Here is a 19,031-nt window from a genome sequence, read left to right as displayed (position 1 = left end):
GCCGCCCCTGATTACTGCGGCTCCTCAAGCTCCTGGCCGAAGAGATCGGCCAGGGGTTCGAGGCCCTCGGGGGCGCCCGTGACGAGGAGGGAGTCGCCGCCCCTCAGGGCGTAGGCGTCGCGCGGGCGGTAGGTCCAGCGCCCCGCGCGGTTCACCGCGAGGGCGTACATCCCCGTCTCGGTCTCTATCCGCAGGGAGCCGAGGGTTCGGCCGTCCGCGGGGGAGCCCGGGGAGACGGTGAGCTTCAGGACGATCTCGTCGGACTCCCCGACGGCGGCCGAGAGGACGGGGTGGACCTCCTCGCCCTTCTCCACGATCCAGACCATCTCCTGGGCGCAGTCGGCGATCGTCTCCGAGGCGGTCGCGAGGTGCAGGATGCCGCGCAGGCGCGGCGCGTCTTCCATCCTGCGGGCGGCGAGGAGGACCCAGCGCTCGATACGGTAGCGCATCTCGTCCATCTCGTCCTCGATCGCAACCACCTCGCGCGCGAGCCTCGCGTCGTAGTACAGGAGCGCCGAGTAGGCGAGCCCCACGGCGACCTCGGAGAGGTTCTTCATCTCGATAAGGATGTCCACCGCCCGCTCGAGCTCCGAGAGCCCCTCGGGCGGGGCGCCCCCGTCGCCGGCGTGCGGCGTGTGCCGGGCGACGGGGGCGCCCGCGAACTCCCGGATCTCCGCGACCCCCTCGGGCGGGCCCTGCATGAAGAGGACGTCGCCCGCCCGGAGGACGTCCTCGGGCTCGGGGTCGAAGTTCCACTCGGAGCCGCTGCGGATGGCGATCGGGCGCATCCCGGTCTCCACGGGGAGGTCCAGCTCGTCGAGGCTCCGGCCGTCCAGGGCGCTCTCCGGGGCGATGTGGACGCGGCTCGTGATCTCCTCGGCCGCCGGGAGGTCCTGGAGGAGCTCGGGCGGGATGCCGAGCTTCTTCTCGACGATCTTGGCGATGTCGGTCGCGGCGTTGCCGATCTTCTCTATGTCCTGAACGACCTGGAGGATGCCGGCCATCTGCTCGGCGTCGGCGTGGCTGCGCGCCGCGAAGATGGCGAGGCTCCTCATGTCGAAGACGAGGTCGTTCAGGCGCCTCTCGAGGCGTATCACCTCCTCGGAGAAGTCCTCCGAGTTGTAGAACAGGGCCGCGTAGGCCAGGTCCACCATGAGCTCGGAGGTGTTCTTCGCCTCCGAGATCATCTCTTTGAGGTTCCTGGGTCGGGCGTCGCGCATGTGTGACAGGGCTCCTAACCGGCCAATCCGAAAACGATCATGGCTATTATAAGGCTCATAAATCCGAGCAGGTCCACCGCGGCGGTGATGATCGGGATGCCGTACGTGTCCGGGTCGAGCCCGAAGCGGTAGCTGAGGACGCTCCCGTAGTACGCCGCGAACACGGCCGCCGTCGTCGCTATGAGGCCCGCGAGGGCGCTGATCCCGAGCATCGCCCCGAACCCGGGGCTCGCCTCGGGGGAGAAGAGCGTCACCGCGAGAACGTGCGACGCCCCCCCGATAAACAGGTAGACCCCGGTGGCGAAGATGTAGATCAGGGTGAAGTCCCGGAAGGCGCCGACCGAGGGCAGCCCCCGCGGCGCCAGGAGCCCGAGGTGTACCTTCGACGAGAGGCGGCTGGAGAGGATGCCGCCCAGGGCGCCGCCCTCCTGCAGAAACGCCGGGAGCAGGATGGAGAGCGCCAGCAGCGTCGTGAACTGCTCCTCGCGGTCCTGAAGCGCCACCCCGACGAGGATCGTCACCGTCCCCGTGAGCGCCAGGATCGGCAGCGACTCGGCGAGGATGCGCCTCAGGTTCGGGACGCCGAGCCTGAAGGCGGCGGCGACCGCCCCGAGCGCCACCGCGATCAGGGCGACGGCGAACACGCTCGAGAAGATCGGGATGCCTATAAGGTAGGTCGCGACGACGAGCGACGGGAGGGTCAGGATGTCGCCCGCCGCCGTGATCATCGGCGCCGCAATGTTGTCCATGTCCCAGTCGCGCGCGACGCTCACCCGAGCCACGAGCACCGTGATGCCCAGCAAGAACGTCCCCGCGATCACCCCGCCGACGGTCGAGATCACGACGTAGTCGAAGACGGAGAGCCGCGTCTCCACCCCAAGGATGTCGCAGAGATACCGGGCGAGAAACGCCAGGAACACCCCCGAGATGAGCGAGAGGACCGCCGCGGCCTGGACGTTCTCCGCCAGCACGCCCCTCCTGAACGAGAAGCTGAAGAGGCCGGTCTGTATCGCCGTCGAGATGCGGCTCCCCATCGCCCCGAAGATGGCGCCCCGCATCCCGATGGCCGCCGGGATCAGGACCGCGAGCCCGACAAGCTGGTCCAGCGTGTCCGTGATGCCGGCGAGCGCGATCCCCGCGACGAGCTCCCCCACCGACGAGATGAACAGCGCCGCGAACCCCTGCCTGAGGGACTCTTTCTCCTGAGAGAGGTAGCCGTAGACCTTCGGCCGTATCCGGGGCCGCTCCTGCAACCGGCGCCTTATGCGACCCGGCTCGCGCCCGGATGCATCCTCTCCTCCCCGCACGAAGCGCCGCCTCCTGCCGCGGGAGCCCTTGTCCTCACCCTCGATCACAAGGGCTGTATAGCCCCTACCCCGCGCAAAGTAAAGCGTTCTGTAGCCGCGAGCTTCTATCCGTCGGTTCTCGGCGATCCCATCGCTTCGCGGGCAGGAGCGGGGGCCGCCCTCAGAGCATCCTCCTGCGGTGGAGGTAGTAGAGCATGATCGTCCCGATCGTCAGCAGGACGGCGAGGACGACGAAGTAGCCGTAGCGGGTGGCGAGCTCGGGCATGTTCTCGAAGTTCATCCCGTAGACGCTCGTGATGAGCGTAAGCGGCAGGACCACGGTCGAGATGGCCGTCAGCTTCTGGATGCCCTGGTTTATGCGCTGGGTGGCGCGGGTCGTGTAGATCTCCATCGTGCTGGAGAGGTAGTCGCGCGTGGACTCGATGGAGTCCATGACCCGGTTGAGGTGGTCGAGGATGTCCTGGAAGTACATCTGGTCCTCTTCCGGCACCAGCGGCGTCGTCGGCCGGGTGAACGTCGTGACGCTGTCCCTCTGGGGGAGCGCGATCCTCCTGAGCGAGGTGAGCAGGTGCTTGAGGCCGAAGAGGTCGTCGAGCGCCCGGGTGGAGACGTTCTCGTCGCCCCCGAGGAGCTTCGCCTCTACCTCGTCGGCCCGGGCCGAGAGGGCGTCCATGATCGGCAGGTACTCGTCGACGACGGCGTCGAGCACGGTGTGGGCTATCCTCGACGCCGACGCAGAGACGAACGCGTCCCCGGCCCTCAGCTTCTCCCGCACCCGCCCGAGCTCCGCCACGGGCTTCGGGTGCACGCACACGACGAAGTTCTTGCCCACGTACATGTCGATCTCGGCGGTGACCAGCCGGCTCCCCTCGCCGGAGAGGCCGAACGAGAACAGCACCACGAACAGGTACTCTCCGTAGTCGTCGACCTTGGGCAGATGGCTCTCGGTGAAGCAGTCCTCGATCGTGAGCCCGTCGAAGCCGAACGCCTCCGAGAGCAGCCGCACGTAGGGCCCGTCCTCCCCGCCGTCCTGGCTGGAGACGTCGCACCACACGAGCGCGTCCCCGTCGGAGAGGTACCCCGGCAGCTCATCCGACCCCACGTCCTCCCGGAGGTTCCCCGAAGAATCGAGCACCATCAGCTCCACGTTCTCCGGCAGCTTCTCCGTGCCCGTCCTCATGCAGCGGAGTATACCGGCGGGGCGGGGGTAGGGAGCCGGATTCCGCCCCTGTACAATGCTCCGTAGGTGGCGAATCCGTAGACCTGGCGACAGGGGATTGGAGGCTCCGTTGGCGGATGGGGGAGGCGCTCCGAAGACGGCCTTGATCACCGGCGCGAGCCACGGCATAGGGCTCGAGGCGGCCCGACAGCTCGCCCGGCGGGGCATGACCGTGGTCCTGACCGCCCGGGACCTCGGGAAGGCCGGCGCCGCCGCGAGGGAGCTTGACGGCGATGGCTCGGACGTGCGCCCCAAGGCGCTCGACGTCCGCGACGCCGCGAGCGCCCGTTCGCTCGCCGCCGAGCTCCGGGGCGAGCTCGGCGGCCTGGACGTGCTGGTCAACAACGCGGCCGCCTACGCCGACTGGTCCGAGACGGCGTCCGCCGCGGACCTGGAGGCCGCGCGGGCCGTCTTCGAGACGAACCTCTTCGGCGCCTGGCGGGTAACACAGGCGTTTCTGCCCATGATCCGCGAGAGCGCGCACGGCCGGATCGTCAACGTGGCGAGCGGGGCCGGCTCGCACGGCGAGCCCCAATTCGGGCTAACGACGGGCGGCGGCGCGGCGACCTACGCGATCTCCAAGGCCGCGCTGAACGCCCTGACCTCGAAGCTGGCCGCCGAGCTGAGGGACACGGGCATACTCGTCAACTCCGTGGACCCGGGCCTCACCGCGACCGCCCCCGGCATGGAGGCTATGGGCGCCCGCCCGATCCCCGACGGCGCCGCGAGCGTCGCCTGGGCCGCCACCCTCACCGACGGCGGGCCCACGGGCGGCTTCTTCCGCGACGGCGAGCCGCTCCCCTGGTGAGCCGGCGGCCCGCCGCAACTCTCGCGTCCCCGGCCTGAGGACGACGATGCCCGCGCCGGAACGCACCCTTACCCTCCGCGAGCTCAACAGGGCGACGCTCGCCCGGCAGATCTTGCTGGGCCGCGAGGCGCTCCCCGTCCCCGAAGCCGTCGGCCGCCTGATCGGCCTTCAGGCCCAGGTGGTCTCCCCGCCCTACGCCGGGCTCTGGACGCGGCTCGAAGGGTTCCGTCCGCGGGACCTGACGCACGCCCTGGAGGAGCGGAAGATCGTCCGGGCAACGCTCATGCGCTCGACCCTGCACCTGATGACCGCGGAGGACTACCTGCTCCTGCGCCCCGCCCTCCAGCCCGCGCTCTCGCGCGCCCTGAACTCCTTCTTCGGCAAACGGGCCCGTGGCCTCGACGCGGAGCGCATCGTCGCCGCCGCCCGCGCGTACCTCGACGAGGAGCCGCGCGCCTACGGCGAGCTGCGCTCCCATCTGGCCGGGCTCTACCCGGACCGGGACCCCGAGGCCCTGGCCTACGCCGCGCGCACGTACCTGCCGATGGTGCAGGTGCCGTCCGTAGGCGCCGCGTGGGGGTTCTCCGGCAGGCCGCCCTACGCGACCTCGGAGTCCTGGCTCGGCGAGGCGCCCTCGGGCTCGGGGAGCCCGCGCGCCCTGATCCTGCGCTACCTCGCGGCGTTCGGCCCCGCGACGACGGGCGACGCACAGGCTTACCTCGGCATGGCGCGGCTCAAGGAGCACGTCGAGGCGCTCAGGCCCGAGCTGCGCGCCTTCCGTGACGAGGGGGGCAGGGAGCTGTTCGACCTGCCGGACGCCCCCCTCCCCGGCGCGGACGCCCCGGCGCCCGTCCGCTTCCTGCCCGAGTACGACAACGTCCTGCTCGCCCACGCGGACCGGACGCGGGTGATCGCGGACGAGCACCGCGCCCGGGTCTTCCTCTCGGCGGGACGGGTACGCGCGACGTTCCTCGTCGACGGCTTCGTCGCGGGCACCTGGAAGGTCGAGAGGGAGGGGGGCTCGGCGCGGCTGGAGATCGAGCCGTTCGGCACCCTACCCGATGAGACCCGCAGCTCCTTGGACGAGGAGGGGGAGAGGCTGTTGCGCTTCTTCGCGGAGCCGTCCGGGGCGACGTGAGCCCGTGGGCCCCGACCCGATCTGCCTCGCCTGGGGCCTCCACTTCACCTCCGAGTAGGAGACGAACTCGGAGTTCCTGCAAACGAGGATCTGCCAGCGCTATTCACCATCACGGAGCAGGCGGCGACCTAGCGGGCTTGCGAGCCGACTCTAGTTCGGTCGGTCGCTCTCCTGGGCTCCTTCCTGCTCGGTACCTGCGGACGTCTCACCCGGTCCGCGCCCCGGGATGGCTTCGCTGTACAACCTCCCCGCGGCCAGGTACACGGAGTCGATGAACACGCTGAGCAGCCTGTTCCCGGAGGCGGCCGCGACGGCCCGGTGGAAGGAGACGTCCGCTACCAGGCTGTGCGAGTCCTTCAGGCCGTCAAGCCCCATGGTTTCCTTCATGGCCCCAGGAGCCTCGGGGGTGTGCGGGAGGGCGGCCATGCCCGCCGCCGGCACCTCTATGGCTTCTCGCACAGCTTGCAGACCCTGGCCCCCGTCGCCGGGTCTACCGGTAGAGGCCCTCGCGCCGTCGGCTCGCGTTCTTCGCCTCTCATGCCCCGGACAGGCAGTAGTTGACGGCCGAGGGGATGTCTTCCATGTGTTCGACAAAGACGCACCTTCCCCGGCCGCGCTCCGCGAGGTCCTGGCAGGCGCGTACGCGGCCGTCCTCGAGCGAGGTGCCGATCACGTGCAGCGTCTGGTACTTCTCGGCGATGGGCGAGGGGTCTTCGCCGACGTTGTGCATGGCGTCGGTGAAGATTATGGCTACCTTCTCCCGGGTTGCGGTCCGTTCCATCTCGCCGAGGCCCACCTCCAGCCCGAGCCTGAGGTTGGTGAGGCCGCGGGCCCGCGCCGCGAGGATATCGTCGAGTAGCTCTGCGAAAGGCTTCTGTTGCGTGGCGCCCTTGACCACGGCCGCGTCGCGCCAGAACAGGATTACGGAGAAGTCGTCGTCGGCGACGTTGCGCGCCAGGGAGGCGGCGGCCAGAGCCGCGTGCATCATCTTCGTCCCGCGCATCGAGCCCGAGACGTCGAGCAGGAGGACGTAGGTGCGCCTGGCCCGAACGCGCTCGGTGACCCAGAAGTCGTCGTACTCCGGGTAGGGCTTGCCGGCAATCTCCTCGAGCGTGCGGTCGATGTCGAGGTCGTCGCTGTTGAACCGGTAGCGCACCGGACGGAGCTTCCCCCGCCCCGGGCTCGCGGTCGGGTTGTGCCTGGCCAGCCGGACCACGATCTTCAGCGCCATCTTGCGCGTGAGCTCCCGCAGCTTCTCGTCCGCCGCGTTCGGCCACAGGTCGCCGAGGAGCGAGAGCGCCGCCTCCTCGTCCCTCTCGTACAGCTCCTCGAAGGCCGCCCGGTCGAACCGCTCGTCCTCGGCCAGGACCTCGCGTGCCGCGGGGTGGTCGCGCCGGAACTCCCCGGCGCTGCGCGGCGGCGTGGGGCCGGCGGAGCGCTCGGTCGCCAGGAGCGCCATCTCGTTCGGCCGGTACACCCGAGGCGGCTCCTTGACCTTACCGGGCTTCGGGTAGGAGACCCTCTCGCGCGGCCGGGACGGCATCACGACCGGGCCGCGCCGGCGCCGGGGACGCCCGGCGGGGGCGGTTACGGGGTTGTCCCGTCCGTCCAACGCCCTCTCCCCGCGCGCCCGCTGCGGGCGGAAGTAGAAGACGTCCTCCCAGAGCTCTCGGACGATGGCCTCCGGCGGCCTCTGGGCGGTCTCGTCGGGCACCATCCTGCCGGAGAGCGAGATGAGCGCCGCGTCCAGCGCGACATCCTTGGCCGCGTTGCTCGCGCCCCGGATGCTCGCGGCGCGGAGGTCCGTGTCGCGCAAGGGGGCCAGGTTCTCGGCCACGAGCACGAGGTCTATCGCCCCGCGCACGGACGAGCCCATGCGCAGCTCGGGGTGGGCGCGGCTCGCGCGCACCAAGGAGACCGCGCCCTCGATCAGCCAGCCGTTCGGGCTCCCGCTCCGGAGGCGCACGATCTCGCGCTCCTCCCCCTCCGGCTGGTAGCCGACGGGCAGGCGGCAGAGCCGGTCCAGGATGGAGCGGCTCACGCGCATGGTGCCCACGTTGTCGAAGGGGTTCATCGCCGCGATCAGCCGGAAGCCGGGCTCGGCCCGCACCGTCCCCACGCGCGGCACCTCGATCTCGCGCTCCGCGAGCGGCCCGAGCAGGACGTTCAGGGTGTCGTCGGGGACGCGGTTGAACTCCTCTACGTAGAGGAGAGCCCCGCGGCGCATAGCGTCGGTCAGCGGGCCCCAGGCGAAGTCCTCGGGGCGGTAGCCGTGGGCCACCACGCCCGACGGGTCGTGGTAGCCGACGAGCTTCGCCGGCGTCAGGTCCGCGTTGCCTTCCACCATGACGAAGGGAACGCGGGAAGCCCCGGCGACCGTCCGGAGCAGGGTGGATTTGCTGGTCCCGGGCGGTCCCTCGAGAAGCAGGTCGCGGCCCGCCGAGAGGGTGGCCGAGATCTCCTCGATCTCGCGCCGACGGCCGACGACGGCTCCCCGGCCGGCCTCGCCGATGGAGCGCGCCGAATACGGCTCCGTCATCGGATCGGCGCCCCTACCGCTCGGCCGCGGCCGGGGCGACGCGCGAGACGATCTCGCGGATAACGTCCTCGGGCGTCCGCTCCACCGTCTCGTGCAGGCTGACCTTGCTGGAGAGCGCGAGCGAGGCCGCCTCCGGCAGCACCGGGTCCAACCCGCCGTTCGCCCCGCCAAAACCCCGGATCTCGGCGAGCCTGCGGGCGACGAGGACGAGGTCTATGGCGCCCCTGACGGAAGAGCCGAGGCGGGCGTCCGGGTGCTCCCGGGTCCCCCGCGTGATCGCCACCGCCGACTCCACAAGCCGATCGACCCTGCCCTCTGTACGCAAGGCCACGATGTCCCGCTCCTCGGCCTCGCCCTGGTAACCCATCGCCAGCCGGCACAGCCGGTCGTAGATGGAGATGCTTATGCGCGCCGTGCCCACGTTGTCGAACGGGTTCATCGCCGCGACTATGCGGAAGGAGGGCAGCGCTTGAAGCCTGCCGACCCTGGGGATCGTGATCTCCCGCTCGGCCATCGCGGTGAGGAGGGCGTTGAGGGTGTCCTCGGGGACACGGTTGAACTCCTCGATGTACAAAAAGCCCCCCTCGCGCATAGCCTCCGGCAGGGGCCCGGGGACGAAGTCCTCGGGGCGGTAGCCGTGGCGCACCACCTGGGCGGGGTTGTGGTAGCCGATGAGCTTCGCCGGCGTCAGGTCCGCGTTCCCCTCCACGAACACCAGCGGTATCCCGTAGTGGCGGGTGATGGTGCGCAGGATCGTGGACTTGCTGGTGCCGGGCGGGCCTTCGAGCAACAGGTCCCGTCCCGCGCCCAGGGCCGCGAGTATGCTCCCCAGCTCCCGCTCGCGCCCGACCACCTCGGCGTGGACCGCCTCGTAGACCGCGCGGACGTCGGGCCGCTTCTCCCCTCCGCTCATGCTCGCCCTCCTGGTCGCCTCATCGACCTCCTTACTGTTCGGGATCGGCGGAGACCACGCTTTGCTCTGGCCGCCCCCGCTATCAGGCTCGCCTCACACCTTCTGCGTGAAGCCGGCGTCCACGGGCAGGACGACGCCGGTGACGTAGCGGGCCTCGTCGGAGGCCAACCAGAGCACGGCGTTGGAGATGTCGCGCGAGTCCACCCACGGGATGGGCAGCAGGTTCAACTGGGTGTAGGCCTCGCCGAACTGCTCGCGGGTCGGGTTCTCCTCGTCGGGGAGGAACAGGTGGTAGATCGCGTCGTTGTGCAGCAGGGGCGTGTCGACGCCGGTCGGGTTGACGGTGTTTACGCGGATCATGTGCGGCGCGAGCTCGTTGGCGAGCGTCTTCATGAGCCCCACCACCCCGTGCTTGGCGGCCGTGTAGTGGGCGGTGCCCGGGAAGCCCTTTATGCCGGCCGTCGAGCTCGTGATGATTATGGACCCGCCCTCGCCGTGCTCGATCATGTGCGGGACGACGGCCTTGCACGTCTTCCACACGCCCGTGAGGTTGACGTCGATCATGTCCTGCCACTGCTCCCTTGTGAGCTCCCAGGTGGGCGCCGAAGAGAAGATGCCCGCGTTCGCGCACACGATATCGATGTGCCCGAACTCCGAGATGCCCTCCTCGACCGCCGCGCGCAGCTCCGCCTCGTCGCGGACGTCGGCCTTGCGGGCGACGATACGACGGTCGAGATCCTCGACCATGCTGGCGGTCTCCTCCAGATCCTCGGAGGTGCCCATCGCGAACGGCACGGTGGGGATCTGGTCGCACAGGTCCACCGCGACGATCTCCGCGCCCTCCTCGGCGAGCCTCAGAGCGTGCGAGCGTCCCTGTCCGCGCGCAGCGCCCGTGACGAACGCGACCTTGCCTTCTAACCTCGCCATGCCCCCCTCACCCCACTTTCTCGGTAGACCCGGCGTCGACCTTCAGCTGCTGGCCCGTGACGTAGCGGGCCTCGTCGGAGGCGAGCCAGAGCACCGCGTTGGAGATGTCCCGGGCGTCCACCCAGGGTACGGGCAGGGTGTTGAGCGTGGCGAAGGCCCCGGCGGCGTCCTCGCGGGTCGGCGTGTCGAGGTGCGGCAGGAAGAGTTTGTAGGTCGACTCGTTGTGCACCATGGGCGTGTCGACGCCGGTCGGGTGAACGGAGTTGACTCTTATCATGTGCGGCGCGAGCTCGTTGGCGAGGGTCTTCATCAGGCCGACCAGCCCGTGCTTGGCCGAGACGTAGTGGGCGAGGTTCGCCAGGCCCACGATGCCCGCCGTCGAGCTCGTGATGATTATGGAGCCGCCCCGTCCGCGCTCTATCATGCCCGGTATCGCGGCTTTGCAAGTCTCCCAAACCCCGGTGAGGTTGACGTCGATCATGTCCTGCCACTGCTCCTCGGTGAGCTCCCAGCTCGGCCCGTAGGTGGCTATCCCGGCGTTGGCGCAAACGACGTCGATGTGCCCGAACTCGGAGAGTCCTTCCTCGACGACCGCCCGGAGCGCGTCCCCGTCGCGGACGTCGGCTTTGCGGGCCACGATCCTGCGGTCGAGGTCTTCGACCATGCGCGCCGTCTCGTTGAGGTCGTCTTCGGAGGCCAGGGGGTACTGCACGGTCCCTATGTCCTCGCAGATGTCGCAGGCGATTATCTCGGCGCCCTCTTCGGCGAGCCTGAGGGCGTGCGAGCGCCCCTGGCCCCTCGCGGCGCCGGTGATGAGCGCGACCTTTCCGTCCATCCTAGCCATAGCTTGCCTCCTCTCGCATCCCCACCGGCATCAGGCGGCGTTGCCCGCGTTCTGGCCCGCGGCGACGTGGATCGCCTCCCCGGTTATGTAGCGCGCGTCGTCGGAGACCAGGAACAGCATCGCGTTGGAGATGTCCTCGGGCTCCACCCACGGTACGGGGATGGCGTTCAGCTGCTGGAACGGCACCGCGGCCTGCTCGCGCGTCGGGTTCTCGACCCCCGGCAGGAAAAGCTTGTAGGCGGCCTCGTTCTGGATCATAACGGTGTCCACGCCGGTGGGGCAGACGGCGTTGACGGTGACGCCGTTCGCCGCGACCTCCATCGCCAGGCTCTTGACCAGGCCGATCACGCCCCACTTGGTCGCCACGTAGTGGCCGATGTTGGGGAAGCCGCCCCGCCCGGCCATGGAAGAGGTGGCGACGATCCGGCCGTAGCCCTGCTCGACCATGTGCGGAACCACGGCGCGCATCGAGTTGAAGACGCCGGTGAGGTTGGTGTCTATGGTCTCCCGCCACTGCTGGTCGGTCATCTCGGCCACCGAGCTGAACGTGAAGATGCCCGCGTTGGCGCAGAGGATGTCGATCTTGCCGTACTCCGAGATCGCCCGGTCCACGACGCCCCGCATCTGGCCCGAGTCCCTCACGTCGGCCTTGACGGCCACGCACCTGCGGTCCAGGTCCTCGACCATGCTCGCCGTCTCGTCGAGCTCCTCCTGCGTCCCCATCTCGTAGGGCACCGTCTCGAGCTGCTCGGCGACGTCGCAGACGATTATATCCGCCCCCTCCCGGGCAAACGTGAGCGCGTGCGAGCGCCCCTGCCCGTGTGCCCCGCCGGTGATCAGAGCAACCTTCCCGTCCAGTCTCGCCATCGTCCTCCCCTTTCCCCTCAGGGTCGCGTACGGCTACCGGGTCCGCAACGGCCAACGCCGAGCAAGATCCCTGCCCGGGTCCGTCCGCAGCGCTCCTTACCTCACGTGCTCCACGCCGTGTGCTCGACCGCGCGATCGGCGCGGTACTGCGGAAATGCTCGTCATCCTCCCGTTCCGGCCACCCGCCCGACCTTTCCAGTACATCGTACGTGGACGCCAACGCACGATACTCGTACACTGTACGTGAGTCAACCCCGAAGTGTGGATTCTTACGAAAAGGCGGTGGGTTGGGTAGCGAGCGCGCGTTGAGCCAGCGGAAGATCGCCGAGGCGGCCTTGCGCCTTGCGGACGAGGAGGGGCTGGGGACGGTTTCCATGCGCAGGGTCGCGGGGTGCCTCGGGGTAGGGACCATGTCTCTCTACCACCACGTGCCGAGCAAGGACGCCCTGCTGGAGGGCATGGTGGAGCTCGTCTTCGAGCGGGTGGAGCAGCCCCCCGAGGAGATGAGAGATTGGGCGGAGCGCGTCCTCTTCATTTCCATGACCTTCCGACGGGCGGCCCTGGCCCACCCCGCCGTCGTGCCCCTCGTGGCCTCCGGCTCCTTCTCCGGACCCATGGTGCTCCGAAGCACGGAGGCGTACGTGGCGGCCCTGGTGCGCAGGGGATTCGACCCGGAGACGGCGGCGCGCGTCTACCGGGCCGCCGCAAGCTACGTGATGGGGTACCTCTCCCTCGAACTGGGGGGGTTCTTCGCCTCCGCCGTGGACGCCTACCGCCGCGGGGGGCTCGAGACGGACGGGCCGACGGAGTATCCCCACCTCTCCGAGCTCGCCCCTCGCCTCGGCGTCCGGGACCCGGAGCGAGAGTTCGAGGCCGGCCTCCGCAGGCTGCTGGCGGGCTTCAACGACGACCTAAACCGGGACTCGAACCGGGCCGCAAGGGAGAAGCAACCGGACGGCGCCTGAGCGGGGCAGCGTTCGCCGCGAAGGGAGCGTCTCGCGCGGCGTGAACCCGACCGTCGTCACACCTTGCTGTACGAGATCACGAAACGGTACCGTGACCCCAGGCAGTTACTCGTCGCGCGGGAACGTAAAGGGGCAGGGGCCAGGACGAGCCAGCCCCTGCCCCTGATGGGGATAGCGTGCGGCGCTTAGGAGGCGTCTTCGGGGTTGCCGGCCGTGGCCTCGCGGGCCTCGTCCTGGTCCCCCTCCGGCGGCTCCGGGGCACCGACGCCGGCGTAGAGCACGGCGGCGAGGATGCCCGCGAGCCCCACGGGCGCGACCCAACCCGGCAGCCTGATGCCGAGCAGGCGATCGAGCGAGTACCTGTCCGGGCCGCTCATGATGAGGGCGAGCGCCGCCACGATGTTGGTCACGGGGAGCTCGGCCCCGCCCTCGGTCACCCAGATCGGCTTCCCCCAGTGGGCCTTGGTCGTCGCCATCGCCATGGAGCCTATGATGCCGAGGGGCCCCAAGGGGTTGAGCAGTCCGAGGGCCGTCAGGGTGCCGCCGCCGAGCTCGGAGGCGATCGCGAGCTGCGCCCAGGGCTTGCCGGGCTGCAACCCGAGCATCTCCATGAAACCGGCGGTCCCCTCGGGACCCGGCCCGCCGAACGACCCGAAGCCCTTCTGGGCGCCGTGACCCGCCATGAGCCCGCCCAGCGCGCTCCGCAGGACCAGCGATGCCCCGTCGCTCATGCCACTCGCTTGCACTCTCCGCCTGGCCATCTGGCCTCCTCCCTGTCCGAGCCCCGGTTCCGGGACTGTCGATGTCTTGTGCTCTCTACCCAGCGCCCGCCCGGTTCTACCCGCGGGCGCCCTTCACCGGCGTGATGGGGGTGAGGCGCGCCTCTATCTCCTCGCGACGGTCCTCGAGGAACGGCGGGAGCGAGAGCCCCTCGCCGAGGTGCTCCGGGTCCTCGTCGGTGGCGAAGCCGGGGCCGTCCGTGGCGATCTCGAACAGCACCCCGCCGGGCTCGCGGAAGTAGATCGAGCGGAAGTAGAACCGGTCGATCTGCGGGGTGACGCCGAGCCCGGCCTCCCGGATCCTCTGCCGCCACGCCGCGTGCTCCTTGTCGTTGGGCACCCGGAACGCCACGTGATGGACCCCGCCGCGCCCGAGGTGCGCCCGGGGCGCCCCCGGGTCCACGAGCACGTGCACCTCGGCCCCCGGTCCGCCCGGCCCGACCTCGTAGACCACGACGGTGTTCCCGTCCTCCGAATACTCGCCCGCCCGGCGGAACCCGAGCACGTCGACGAGCACCCGCTCCGTCGGCCCGAGCTCGGCCAGCGTCAGCCGCACCGCCCCCAGCCCGCGGATGCCGTACTCGGCCGGCACCGGGCTCTCGTCCCACGGCACGCCGCCCTCGACCCTCGACCCGCTCTCGTCGACGAGGCGGAGCCTCTGGCCCTCGTGATCCGTGAACGCTATCGACGACCGGCCGCCGTGGTCCTGGATGCCGCCGTGCGCCACCCCGAACTCGTCCAGCCGATCCGCCCAGTACCCCAACGCCCCGCCCGGGACCCTGAGCTCCGTCGCCGAGACCTCCCCGACGCCCCGACGGTTCGGCGCGAGCCTTAACGTCGGCCAATCGAAGAACGTTATCTCCGTCCCCGGCCTGCCCAACTCGTCCCCGTAGAAAAGGTGGTACGCCGAGACGTCGTCCTGGTTCACCGTCTTCTTCACCAGCCGCATCCCCAGCACGCCCGTGTAGAACTCCACGTTCCCGGACGCCTCCGTGGTCACCGCCGTCAGATGGTGCAGCCCGCCTAGCTCCATGACTCCTCCTCTGTTTAGTGCTAAACCGTAGAGATAGTTTAGGACTGAACTGGACGTTCGTCAAGGCCAGGGTCCCCTACGGACGGAGGTTGAGGGAGATAAAGTTTAGCGCTAAACTAGCGGGATGACCCTGGAGCGTACACGCGGGAGGAGCCTGCGCAGGCCGTCGGTGCTGGCTTATGTGAGGTTGTTGCGCGTCTCGCAGAAGATCGAGCGCGAGCTCGAGTTGCAGTTGCGGCGCCGGGGGTTGAGCAACGCGCAGTTCGACGTGCTGGCGCAGGTCGGGGCGGCGGAGGGGCTGACGCAGCAGGAGCTGGCGGACCATCTGCTGGTGACCAAGGGGAACGTGGCGCAGCTCGTGGCGCGGCTGGAGGGGCGGGGCGTGATCGAGCGCCGCCCGCAGGGCCGCACCAACCGCCTCTACCTGACGGAAGGGGGCCGCAGGCTCTTCGAGAGCGCCGTCCCGGAGCACGAGGCCCTCGTGGACGAGCGCCTCTCCGCGCTCACGCCGGACGAGCAGAGCTCCCTCCACGGCCTCCTTCGCAAGCTCGACCGCGGCCTGGACCGTCTCCCCGGGGCGAACCCCGACGCGGATCCGCCGGCGGCTAGCGGCCCGGCGGCAAGAGGGAGCGCAGCCCGGAGCTCACGCGCTCCACGGAGAACCCGAGGACGCGCCGCTGGTGGTAGAAGAGGTCCACGCCCAGGGGGCGAGGAGGGCGTCGGCCAGGTAGTCGGCGTCGAGGTCCTCGTCGAGCTCGCCGCTCCGCCGAGCGGTCCTGAGGAGGACGAGCACCGTGCCCCTGAGCCAGCCGTACGAGGGGTGGGCGAAATGGGCGAGGCGCTCGGTCCCGTCCAGCGTCTCGTGGCCGCCGTAGAGCAGGTCGAGGTTCGCGTCGGTGAACCGGACGAGCCGGTCGAGAAACAGGTCGAGCTTCTCGATCGGCCCGACGCCGGCCTCGGCGAGGCCCGCCAGCGTCTCGGCCTGAAACGCCCGCGTCGGCTCGTCCAGGAGCGCGTAGCAGAGCAGCCCCTTGTGCGGGAACCTGCGGTAGAGCGTCCCCTTGCCGACGCCCGCCGCGCGCGCTATCTCCTCCATCGTCACGTTGACGACGTCGCGCTCCTCGAACAGGGCCCGCGCCGCGCCCAAGACCCGGCCGCGGTTCCTCGCGACGTCCCGGCGCTCCGCGGCGTCCGGAGCCTCCCGTCCCGCGTGGTCGAGGCTTCTACTGAACTTGACCTTCGCTTCTTCCATCTCCTCCAACCCCACCCCCCAAGTTTACATCCTCGGCCCATAGGGTAATATGGACGCTCGTCCATTTCGTACGAAGGGAGTAAGATGGCGCTCAAGGTTGCGATCGTTTACTACAGCGCGACGGGCAACATTTACAAGATGGCGCAGGCGGCGGAGGAGGCCGCGAAGGAGGCCGGGGCCGAGGTTCGGCTGCGCAAGGTGCCCGAGCTGGCGCCGGAGGAGGCCATCAAGAGCAACCAGGGCTGGTACGACCACCACCTGGAGACGCAGGACGTCCCCGAGGCCCAGCTCGACGACCTCGATTGGGCGGACGCGATCCTGTTCGGCACGCCGACCCGTTTCGGCAACGTCTCCGCTCAGCTCAAGCAGTTTATCGACACGACCGGCGGCCTCTGGTTCCAGGGCAAGCTCGCGGACAAGGTCGTCAGCGGGTTCACCAGCGCCTCGAACCAGCACGGCGGGCACGAGTCCACGCTGCTCACGCTCTACAACGTCATGATGCACTGGGGCGCCATCGTCATCGCCCCCGGCTACACCGACGAGACGATCTTCGGGGCCGGCGGCAACCCCTACGGGACCAGCGCCCTCGGCCGCGAGGAGGGCCCCAACGAGCAGGAGCTCACCGCCATGCGCTACCAGACGACGAGGGTCATCGAGAAGGCCCAGCTTCTCGCCGGGAGCCGCGTAGCCTAGAGCCCGACCCGAAGAAAGCGCCCGTTCGCGGGCGAGCAAGCAGGCGAAGGCCCGGTCGAGAGACCGGGCCTTCGTCGCGCCGGTAGGTGGACGACCGGGGCTTCCTCTTCCGGTTTTCGTGGGGTAGGGTCGTCTGTAACGTGAGTGTCGAAGGGAGGAAGAGATGTCGGCACGGGACAACGAGGCCATAGTCCGGGAGGCTCACGAGGCGTTCAACGCCCGCGATCTGGATCGGGCCGTCGCCTACGCGGCCGAGGACCTCGAGTGGACGGTCGTTGCCTCGGGGGAGACGTTCCACGGGCCGGAGGGCTACAGGCGGTACATGCAGAACTGGATCGACGCCTTCTCCGACGCGGGCACGGAGATCACGGCCGTGCACGCCGGAGACGGCTTCGCGGTCGTCGAGTTCACGGGCCGGGGCACGCACGACGGCACGCTGAAGAGCCCGGCGGGGGACGTGCCCGCCACGGGCCGCGTCTCGGAGAACGCGTTCTGCGAGGTGGTCCAGATCGAGGACGGCAAGATCTCCCGAGCGCGCACCTACCTCGACCTGGCCACCATGATGGCCCAGCTCGGCCTGATGCCGGCGCCGGAAGGAGCCGCCGGCTAAACCGCCCGCAGCAGGTGTAGAATCCGGGGCATGAAGATCGGGACCCGCACATCTCTGGGCACCACGCGCGTCCACTTCGGCGTCGGGAGCATCCGGAAGCTCTCCGAGGAGGCCCAACCCGTCGAGCGGGCCTTTCTGGTGACCGGGCGGACGCTGCGGGAGAAGACGGACCTCGTGCGGCGGGTCGAGGGCATCCTCGGCGGGAAGCACGCGGGTACGTTTGACGGGATGGGGCAGCACACCCCCGGGAGCGCCGTGGAAGAGGCGGCGCGGCAGGCCGAAGGGGCGGACCTCCTGGTCAGCTTCGGGGCGGCAGCGTCGTCGACGGGACGAAGGCCGTCGCGCGCAAGCTCGGGTACCCGCGCCAGGTCGCCGTCCCGACGACGCTCTCGGGGGCGGAGTGGGCCCACCTCGTCGGGGTGACGGACGAGGCGGCGGGGCGCAAGGCCGGGTTCGTCGACGAGGCGGCCGTCCCGCCGGTGGTGATCCTGGACGCCGAGCTTACCCTGCCCACGCCGGAGAAGCTCTGGCTCTCGACGGGGATCAGGGCGCTCGACCACGCGATAGAGGGGTTTTTGGGACCGTCGGAGCACCCGATCGAGGACGTCACGGGCCTCGAAGGGGCGCGGCGCCTCGTGGAGTTTCTGCCGCGCTCCAAGGAGCGGCCGGAGGACGCAGGGGCGCGCCACGAGCTCCAGATCGCCCAGTGGCTCGCGTACTTCGGGCCGAAGAACACCCCGATGGGGCTCTCGCACAACCTCGGCAAGCGCATAGGGGCGAGCTACGGCGTTCCGCACGGCTACACCTCCTGCGCCACCCTCGCCCCGACCCTCGACCTCGTCGGCGAGCGCGTCCCGCGCGAACGCTGGAAGGCGCTCACGAGCGCCCTGGGGGGCGAGCCCGGCGGGCGCGTCGCGGCGCTGGTGCGCGAGCTGGGGCTGCCGAGCCGCCTCTCGGAGTTAGGGGTACCGGAGGGGGACCTCGACGCCATCGCGGAGGAGTTCGGGGAGCTTGCCGGGGAGGCCCGCGAGATCCTGCGGCGCGCCTACTAGCCCCGCGCTCGGGCGCTAGCCCCGGTCCAGAAGCTCGTAAGCCGCGCTCGTGGCGGCGACGTAGACGGCGTGGTGGAAGGCGTCTATCGCCACCTCCTTGGCCCCCCACGTCCAGAACGGCGGGGCGACGCCGAGGGCGGGGAGCATGACCTGCTCGGAGCCCCACACCGCCCCGAAGTGCGCGGCCGTGGCGCCGGTCCCCGAGAGCCCCAGGGCGCCCAGGGCCCCGCGCGCCGCCCCCCAGCCCGTGCCGTAGCCCCAGTGGACGATGTTCGAGAAGCGTTCCTTCTCCTTCTCGCCGGTCGGCTCGACGCCCAGGACCTTGCTCGCGGCGGTAGCGGGTGCCGACGACGCCGCGCGGCCCCGCAGCTTCATCTCCAGCGTGCTGGAGACCGTCATCGCGGCGGTGCCCGCGGCGCCCGCGAAGAGGCCCTTGCCCACGGCCCCGGCCAGATCTCCAAGTTTCATGCGTGCCCTCCTGGTCCGTAGTGCGATCTCCCTCAGGTTACGTCTCCCGGGAGCGGCGGACGCAAACGCTCAGGCGAAGCTCTCGGTCACGACGAGGGTCGGGGGGGCGGCGAACTCGTGGAGCTCGGCGAGGAGGGTCTGCATGCGGTCGTCCGTCAGGTCCCGCCCGACCCCTTCGAGGTCGTTCGCCTCGATGACGAGAAAGTAGCGGTAGGGCGGGGCGGCGCCGGAGCCGAAGACGCCGGCGGCCCTGAACGCCTGCCAGTGGTCTATCGAGGGCATCTCCCGGACGACGGGGGCGTAGCGCGTCCGGGCCCAGCGCTCGTACTCCGCCGGGTCCACGCCGTCCTTCAGGTCGAACAGGCCGAAGATGGTGGGCATGCGCGGGCTCCTTTCG

20 protein-coding genes and 2 pseudogenes are annotated in these 19,031 nt (G+C 70.0%); 8 read left to right on the top strand and 14 right to left on the bottom strand.

Annotated features, from left to right (window positions below; translation table 11 throughout):
- Window positions 1-11 precede the first annotated feature (11 nt).
- The 3 genes from GBA65_RS13485 to corA all read right to left on the bottom strand — a co-directional run bounded on the left by GBA65_RS13485 (window position 12) and on the right by corA (window position 3,707).
- Entirely contained in the window at window positions 12-1,220 is a 1,209-nt protein-coding gene (locus GBA65_RS13485; RefSeq protein WP_166396990.1) for a potassium channel family protein, read from the bottom strand.
- A gap of 14 nt (window positions 1,221-1,234) precedes the next feature.
- Window positions 1,235-2,575, bottom strand: a complete 1,341-nt coding sequence (locus GBA65_RS13480; protein ID WP_166396989.1) for a magnesium transporter — start codon at window positions 2,573-2,575, stop codon at window positions 1,235-1,237.
- Between the two features lie 112 nt (window positions 2,576-2,687).
- On the bottom strand, window positions 2,688-3,707 hold the full coding sequence (gene corA / locus GBA65_RS13475) for a magnesium/cobalt transporter CorA (protein WP_166396988.1): 1,020 nt from the start codon (window positions 3,705-3,707) through the stop codon (window positions 2,688-2,690).
- A gap of 109 nt (window positions 3,708-3,816) precedes the next feature.
- Here corA and GBA65_RS13470 point away from each other — a divergent pair, with 109 nt between their 5' ends.
- Together GBA65_RS13470 and GBA65_RS13465 are read left to right on the top strand one after the other, a co-directional pair.
- Window positions 3,817-4,554, top strand: a complete 738-nt coding sequence (locus GBA65_RS13470; protein WP_207955767.1) for an SDR family NAD(P)-dependent oxidoreductase — start codon at window positions 3,817-3,819, stop codon at window positions 4,552-4,554.
- A 46-nt stretch (window positions 4,555-4,600) separates the two neighbouring features.
- The gene (locus GBA65_RS13465; protein ID WP_166396986.1) at window positions 4,601-5,692 is read left to right on the top strand and encodes a winged helix DNA-binding domain-containing protein; all 1,092 of its coding nucleotides are present in this window, start codon (window positions 4,601-4,603) and stop codon (window positions 5,690-5,692) included.
- A gap of 150 nt (window positions 5,693-5,842) precedes the next feature.
- On the opposite strand, the gene GBA65_RS13460 is transcribed toward GBA65_RS13465, so the two are convergent.
- From GBA65_RS13460 to GBA65_RS13435, 6 genes are all read right to left on the bottom strand, one after another.
- The gene (locus tag GBA65_RS13460) at window positions 5,843-6,151 is read right to left on the bottom strand and encodes an FCD domain-containing protein (RefSeq protein ID WP_166396985.1); all 309 of its coding nucleotides are present in this window, start codon (window positions 6,149-6,151) and stop codon (window positions 5,843-5,845) included.
- Between the two features lie 76 nt (window positions 6,152-6,227).
- The gene (locus GBA65_RS13455; protein WP_166396984.1) at window positions 6,228-8,231 is read right to left on the bottom strand and encodes an AAA family ATPase; all 2,004 of its coding nucleotides are present in this window, start codon (window positions 8,229-8,231) and stop codon (window positions 6,228-6,230) included.
- A 13-nt stretch (window positions 8,232-8,244) separates the two neighbouring features.
- Window positions 8,245-9,144, bottom strand: coding sequence for an AAA family ATPase (locus tag GBA65_RS13450; RefSeq protein ID WP_166396983.1), 900 nt, complete (start codon window positions 9,142-9,144; stop codon window positions 8,245-8,247).
- A gap of 93 nt (window positions 9,145-9,237) precedes the next feature.
- Window positions 9,238-10,071 (bottom strand): mycofactocin-coupled SDR family oxidoreductase, encoded by an 834-nt coding sequence (locus tag GBA65_RS13445; RefSeq protein WP_166396982.1) that lies wholly within the window; start codon window positions 10,069-10,071, stop codon window positions 9,238-9,240.
- A gap of 7 nt (window positions 10,072-10,078) precedes the next feature.
- A complete protein-coding gene (locus tag GBA65_RS13440; protein ID WP_166396981.1) occupies window positions 10,079-10,915 on the bottom strand; it encodes a mycofactocin-coupled SDR family oxidoreductase in 837 nt (278 codons plus the stop codon).
- Between the two features lie 30 nt (window positions 10,916-10,945).
- Window positions 10,946-11,782, bottom strand: coding sequence for a mycofactocin-coupled SDR family oxidoreductase (locus GBA65_RS13435; RefSeq protein ID WP_166396980.1), 837 nt, complete (start codon window positions 11,780-11,782; stop codon window positions 10,946-10,948).
- Between the two features lie 287 nt (window positions 11,783-12,069).
- Here GBA65_RS13435 and GBA65_RS13430 point away from each other — a divergent pair, with 287 nt between their 5' ends.
- Window positions 12,070-12,747 carry a TetR/AcrR family transcriptional regulator gene (locus GBA65_RS13430; protein WP_166396979.1) on the top strand — a complete coding sequence of 226 codons (678 nt, stop codon included), beginning with the start codon at window positions 12,070-12,072 and terminating at the stop codon, window positions 12,745-12,747.
- A 185-nt stretch (window positions 12,748-12,932) separates the two neighbouring features.
- Here the strand turns inward: GBA65_RS13430 and GBA65_RS13425 are convergent, their stop codons facing one another.
- Window positions 12,933-13,478, bottom strand: coding sequence for a DoxX family protein (locus GBA65_RS13425; protein WP_166396978.1), 546 nt, complete (start codon window positions 13,476-13,478; stop codon window positions 12,933-12,935).
- Between the two features lie 106 nt (window positions 13,479-13,584).
- Window positions 13,585-14,559 (bottom strand): ring-cleaving dioxygenase, encoded by a 975-nt coding sequence (locus GBA65_RS13420; protein ID WP_166396977.1) that lies wholly within the window; start codon window positions 14,557-14,559, stop codon window positions 13,585-13,587.
- 124 nt (window positions 14,560-14,683) lie between these two features.
- Here GBA65_RS13420 and GBA65_RS26545 point away from each other — a divergent pair.
- Window positions 14,684-14,908 (top strand): annotated as a pseudogene (locus GBA65_RS26545) (MarR family transcriptional regulator); the annotation flags it as partial.
- A gap of 294 nt (window positions 14,909-15,202) precedes the next feature.
- Here GBA65_RS26545 and GBA65_RS13410 read toward each other — a convergent pair.
- A complete protein-coding gene (locus tag GBA65_RS13410; protein WP_166396976.1) occupies window positions 15,203-15,811 on the bottom strand; it encodes a TetR/AcrR family transcriptional regulator in 609 nt (202 codons plus the stop codon).
- Between the two features lie 84 nt (window positions 15,812-15,895).
- On the opposite strand from GBA65_RS13410, the gene wrbA reads away from it, so the two are divergent.
- The 4 genes and pseudogenes from wrbA to GBA65_RS27020 all read left to right on the top strand — a co-directional run bounded on the left by wrbA (window position 15,896) and on the right by GBA65_RS27020 (window position 18,166).
- On the top strand, window positions 15,896-16,504 hold the full coding sequence (wrbA, locus tag GBA65_RS13405; protein WP_166396975.1) for an NAD(P)H:quinone oxidoreductase: 609 nt from the start codon (window positions 15,896-15,898) through the stop codon (window positions 16,502-16,504).
- 163 nt (window positions 16,505-16,667) lie between these two features.
- Window positions 16,668-17,114, top strand: a complete 447-nt coding sequence (locus GBA65_RS13400) for an ester cyclase (RefSeq protein ID WP_166396974.1) — start codon at window positions 16,668-16,670, stop codon at window positions 17,112-17,114.
- A gap of 30 nt (window positions 17,115-17,144) precedes the next feature.
- Window positions 17,145-17,548, top strand: a pseudogene (locus GBA65_RS27025) (iron-containing alcohol dehydrogenase); the annotation flags it as partial.
- On the top strand, window positions 17,534-18,166 hold the full coding sequence (locus GBA65_RS27020) for a dehydroquinate synthase/iron-containing alcohol dehydrogenase family protein (RefSeq protein WP_456115081.1): 633 nt from the start codon (window positions 17,534-17,536) through the stop codon (window positions 18,164-18,166). The pseudogene GBA65_RS27025 and the gene GBA65_RS27020, both read left to right, overlap by 15 nt.
- Before the next feature lie 15 nt (window positions 18,167-18,181).
- On the opposite strand, the gene GBA65_RS13385 is transcribed toward GBA65_RS27020, so the two are convergent.
- Together GBA65_RS13385 and GBA65_RS13380 are read right to left on the bottom strand one after the other, a co-directional pair.
- Window positions 18,182-18,634, bottom strand: coding sequence for a DUF1440 domain-containing protein (locus GBA65_RS13385; protein ID WP_166396972.1), 453 nt, complete (start codon window positions 18,632-18,634; stop codon window positions 18,182-18,184).
- Window positions 18,635-18,703: 69 nt separating this feature from the next.
- The gene (locus GBA65_RS13380; RefSeq protein WP_166396971.1) at window positions 18,704-19,015 is read right to left on the bottom strand and encodes an REDY-like protein HapK; all 312 of its coding nucleotides are present in this window, start codon (window positions 19,013-19,015) and stop codon (window positions 18,704-18,706) included.
- Between the last annotated feature and the right edge of the window lie 16 nt (window positions 19,016-19,031).

Origin of the sequence: Rubrobacter marinus, assembly GCF_011492965.1 — a bacterium.
Classification (GTDB): Bacteria; Actinomycetota; Rubrobacteria; order Rubrobacterales; family Rubrobacteraceae; genus Rubrobacter_F; species Rubrobacter_F marinus.
This window is presented reverse-complemented; position numbering and strand designations above follow the sequence as displayed.

Bases quoted from the DNA above. Each gene is read 5' to 3' on its own strand.
- GBA65_RS13385 (WP_166396972.1), bottom strand. From the start codon at position 18,634: ATGAAACTTGGAGATCTGGCCGGGGCCGTGGGCAAGGGCCTCTTCGCG.
- GBA65_RS13380 (WP_166396971.1), bottom strand. From the start codon at position 19,015: ATGCCCACCATCTTCGGCCTGTTCGACCTGAAGGACGGCGTGGACCCG.
- GBA65_RS13465 (WP_166396986.1), top strand. From the start codon at position 4,601: ATGCCCGCGCCGGAACGCACCCTTACCCTCCGCGAGCTCAACAGGGCG.
- corA (WP_166396988.1), bottom strand. From the start codon at position 3,707: ATGAGGACGGGCACGGAGAAGCTGCCGGAGAACGTGGAGCTGATGGTG.
- GBA65_RS13450 (WP_166396983.1), bottom strand. From the start codon at position 9,144: ATGAGCGGAGGGGAGAAGCGGCCCGACGTCCGCGCGGTCTACGAGGCG.
- GBA65_RS13410 (WP_166396976.1), bottom strand. From the start codon at position 15,811: ATGGAAGAAGCGAAGGTCAAGTTCAGTAGAAGCCTCGACCACGCGGGA.
- GBA65_RS13425 (WP_166396978.1), bottom strand. From the start codon at position 13,478: ATGAGCGACGGGGCATCGCTGGTCCTGCGGAGCGCGCTGGGCGGGCTC.
- GBA65_RS13445 (WP_166396982.1), bottom strand. From the start codon at position 10,071: ATGGCGAGGTTAGAAGGCAAGGTCGCGTTCGTCACGGGCGCTGCGCGC.
- GBA65_RS13400 (WP_166396974.1), top strand. From the start codon at position 16,668: ATGTCGGCACGGGACAACGAGGCCATAGTCCGGGAGGCTCACGAGGCG.
- GBA65_RS13435 (WP_166396980.1), bottom strand. From the start codon at position 11,782: ATGGCGAGACTGGACGGGAAGGTTGCTCTGATCACCGGCGGGGCACAC.
- GBA65_RS13440 (WP_166396981.1), bottom strand. From the start codon at position 10,915: ATGGCTAGGATGGACGGAAAGGTCGCGCTCATCACCGGCGCCGCGAGG.
- GBA65_RS13455 (WP_166396984.1), bottom strand. From the start codon at position 8,231: ATGACGGAGCCGTATTCGGCGCGCTCCATCGGCGAGGCCGGCCGGGGA.
- wrbA (WP_166396975.1), top strand. From the start codon at position 15,896: ATGGCGCTCAAGGTTGCGATCGTTTACTACAGCGCGACGGGCAACATT.
- GBA65_RS13485 (WP_166396990.1), bottom strand. From the start codon at position 1,220: ATGCGCGACGCCCGACCCAGGAACCTCAAAGAGATGATCTCGGAGGCG.
- GBA65_RS13420 (WP_166396977.1), bottom strand. From the start codon at position 14,559: ATGGAGCTAGGCGGGCTGCACCATCTGACGGCGGTGACCACGGAGGCG.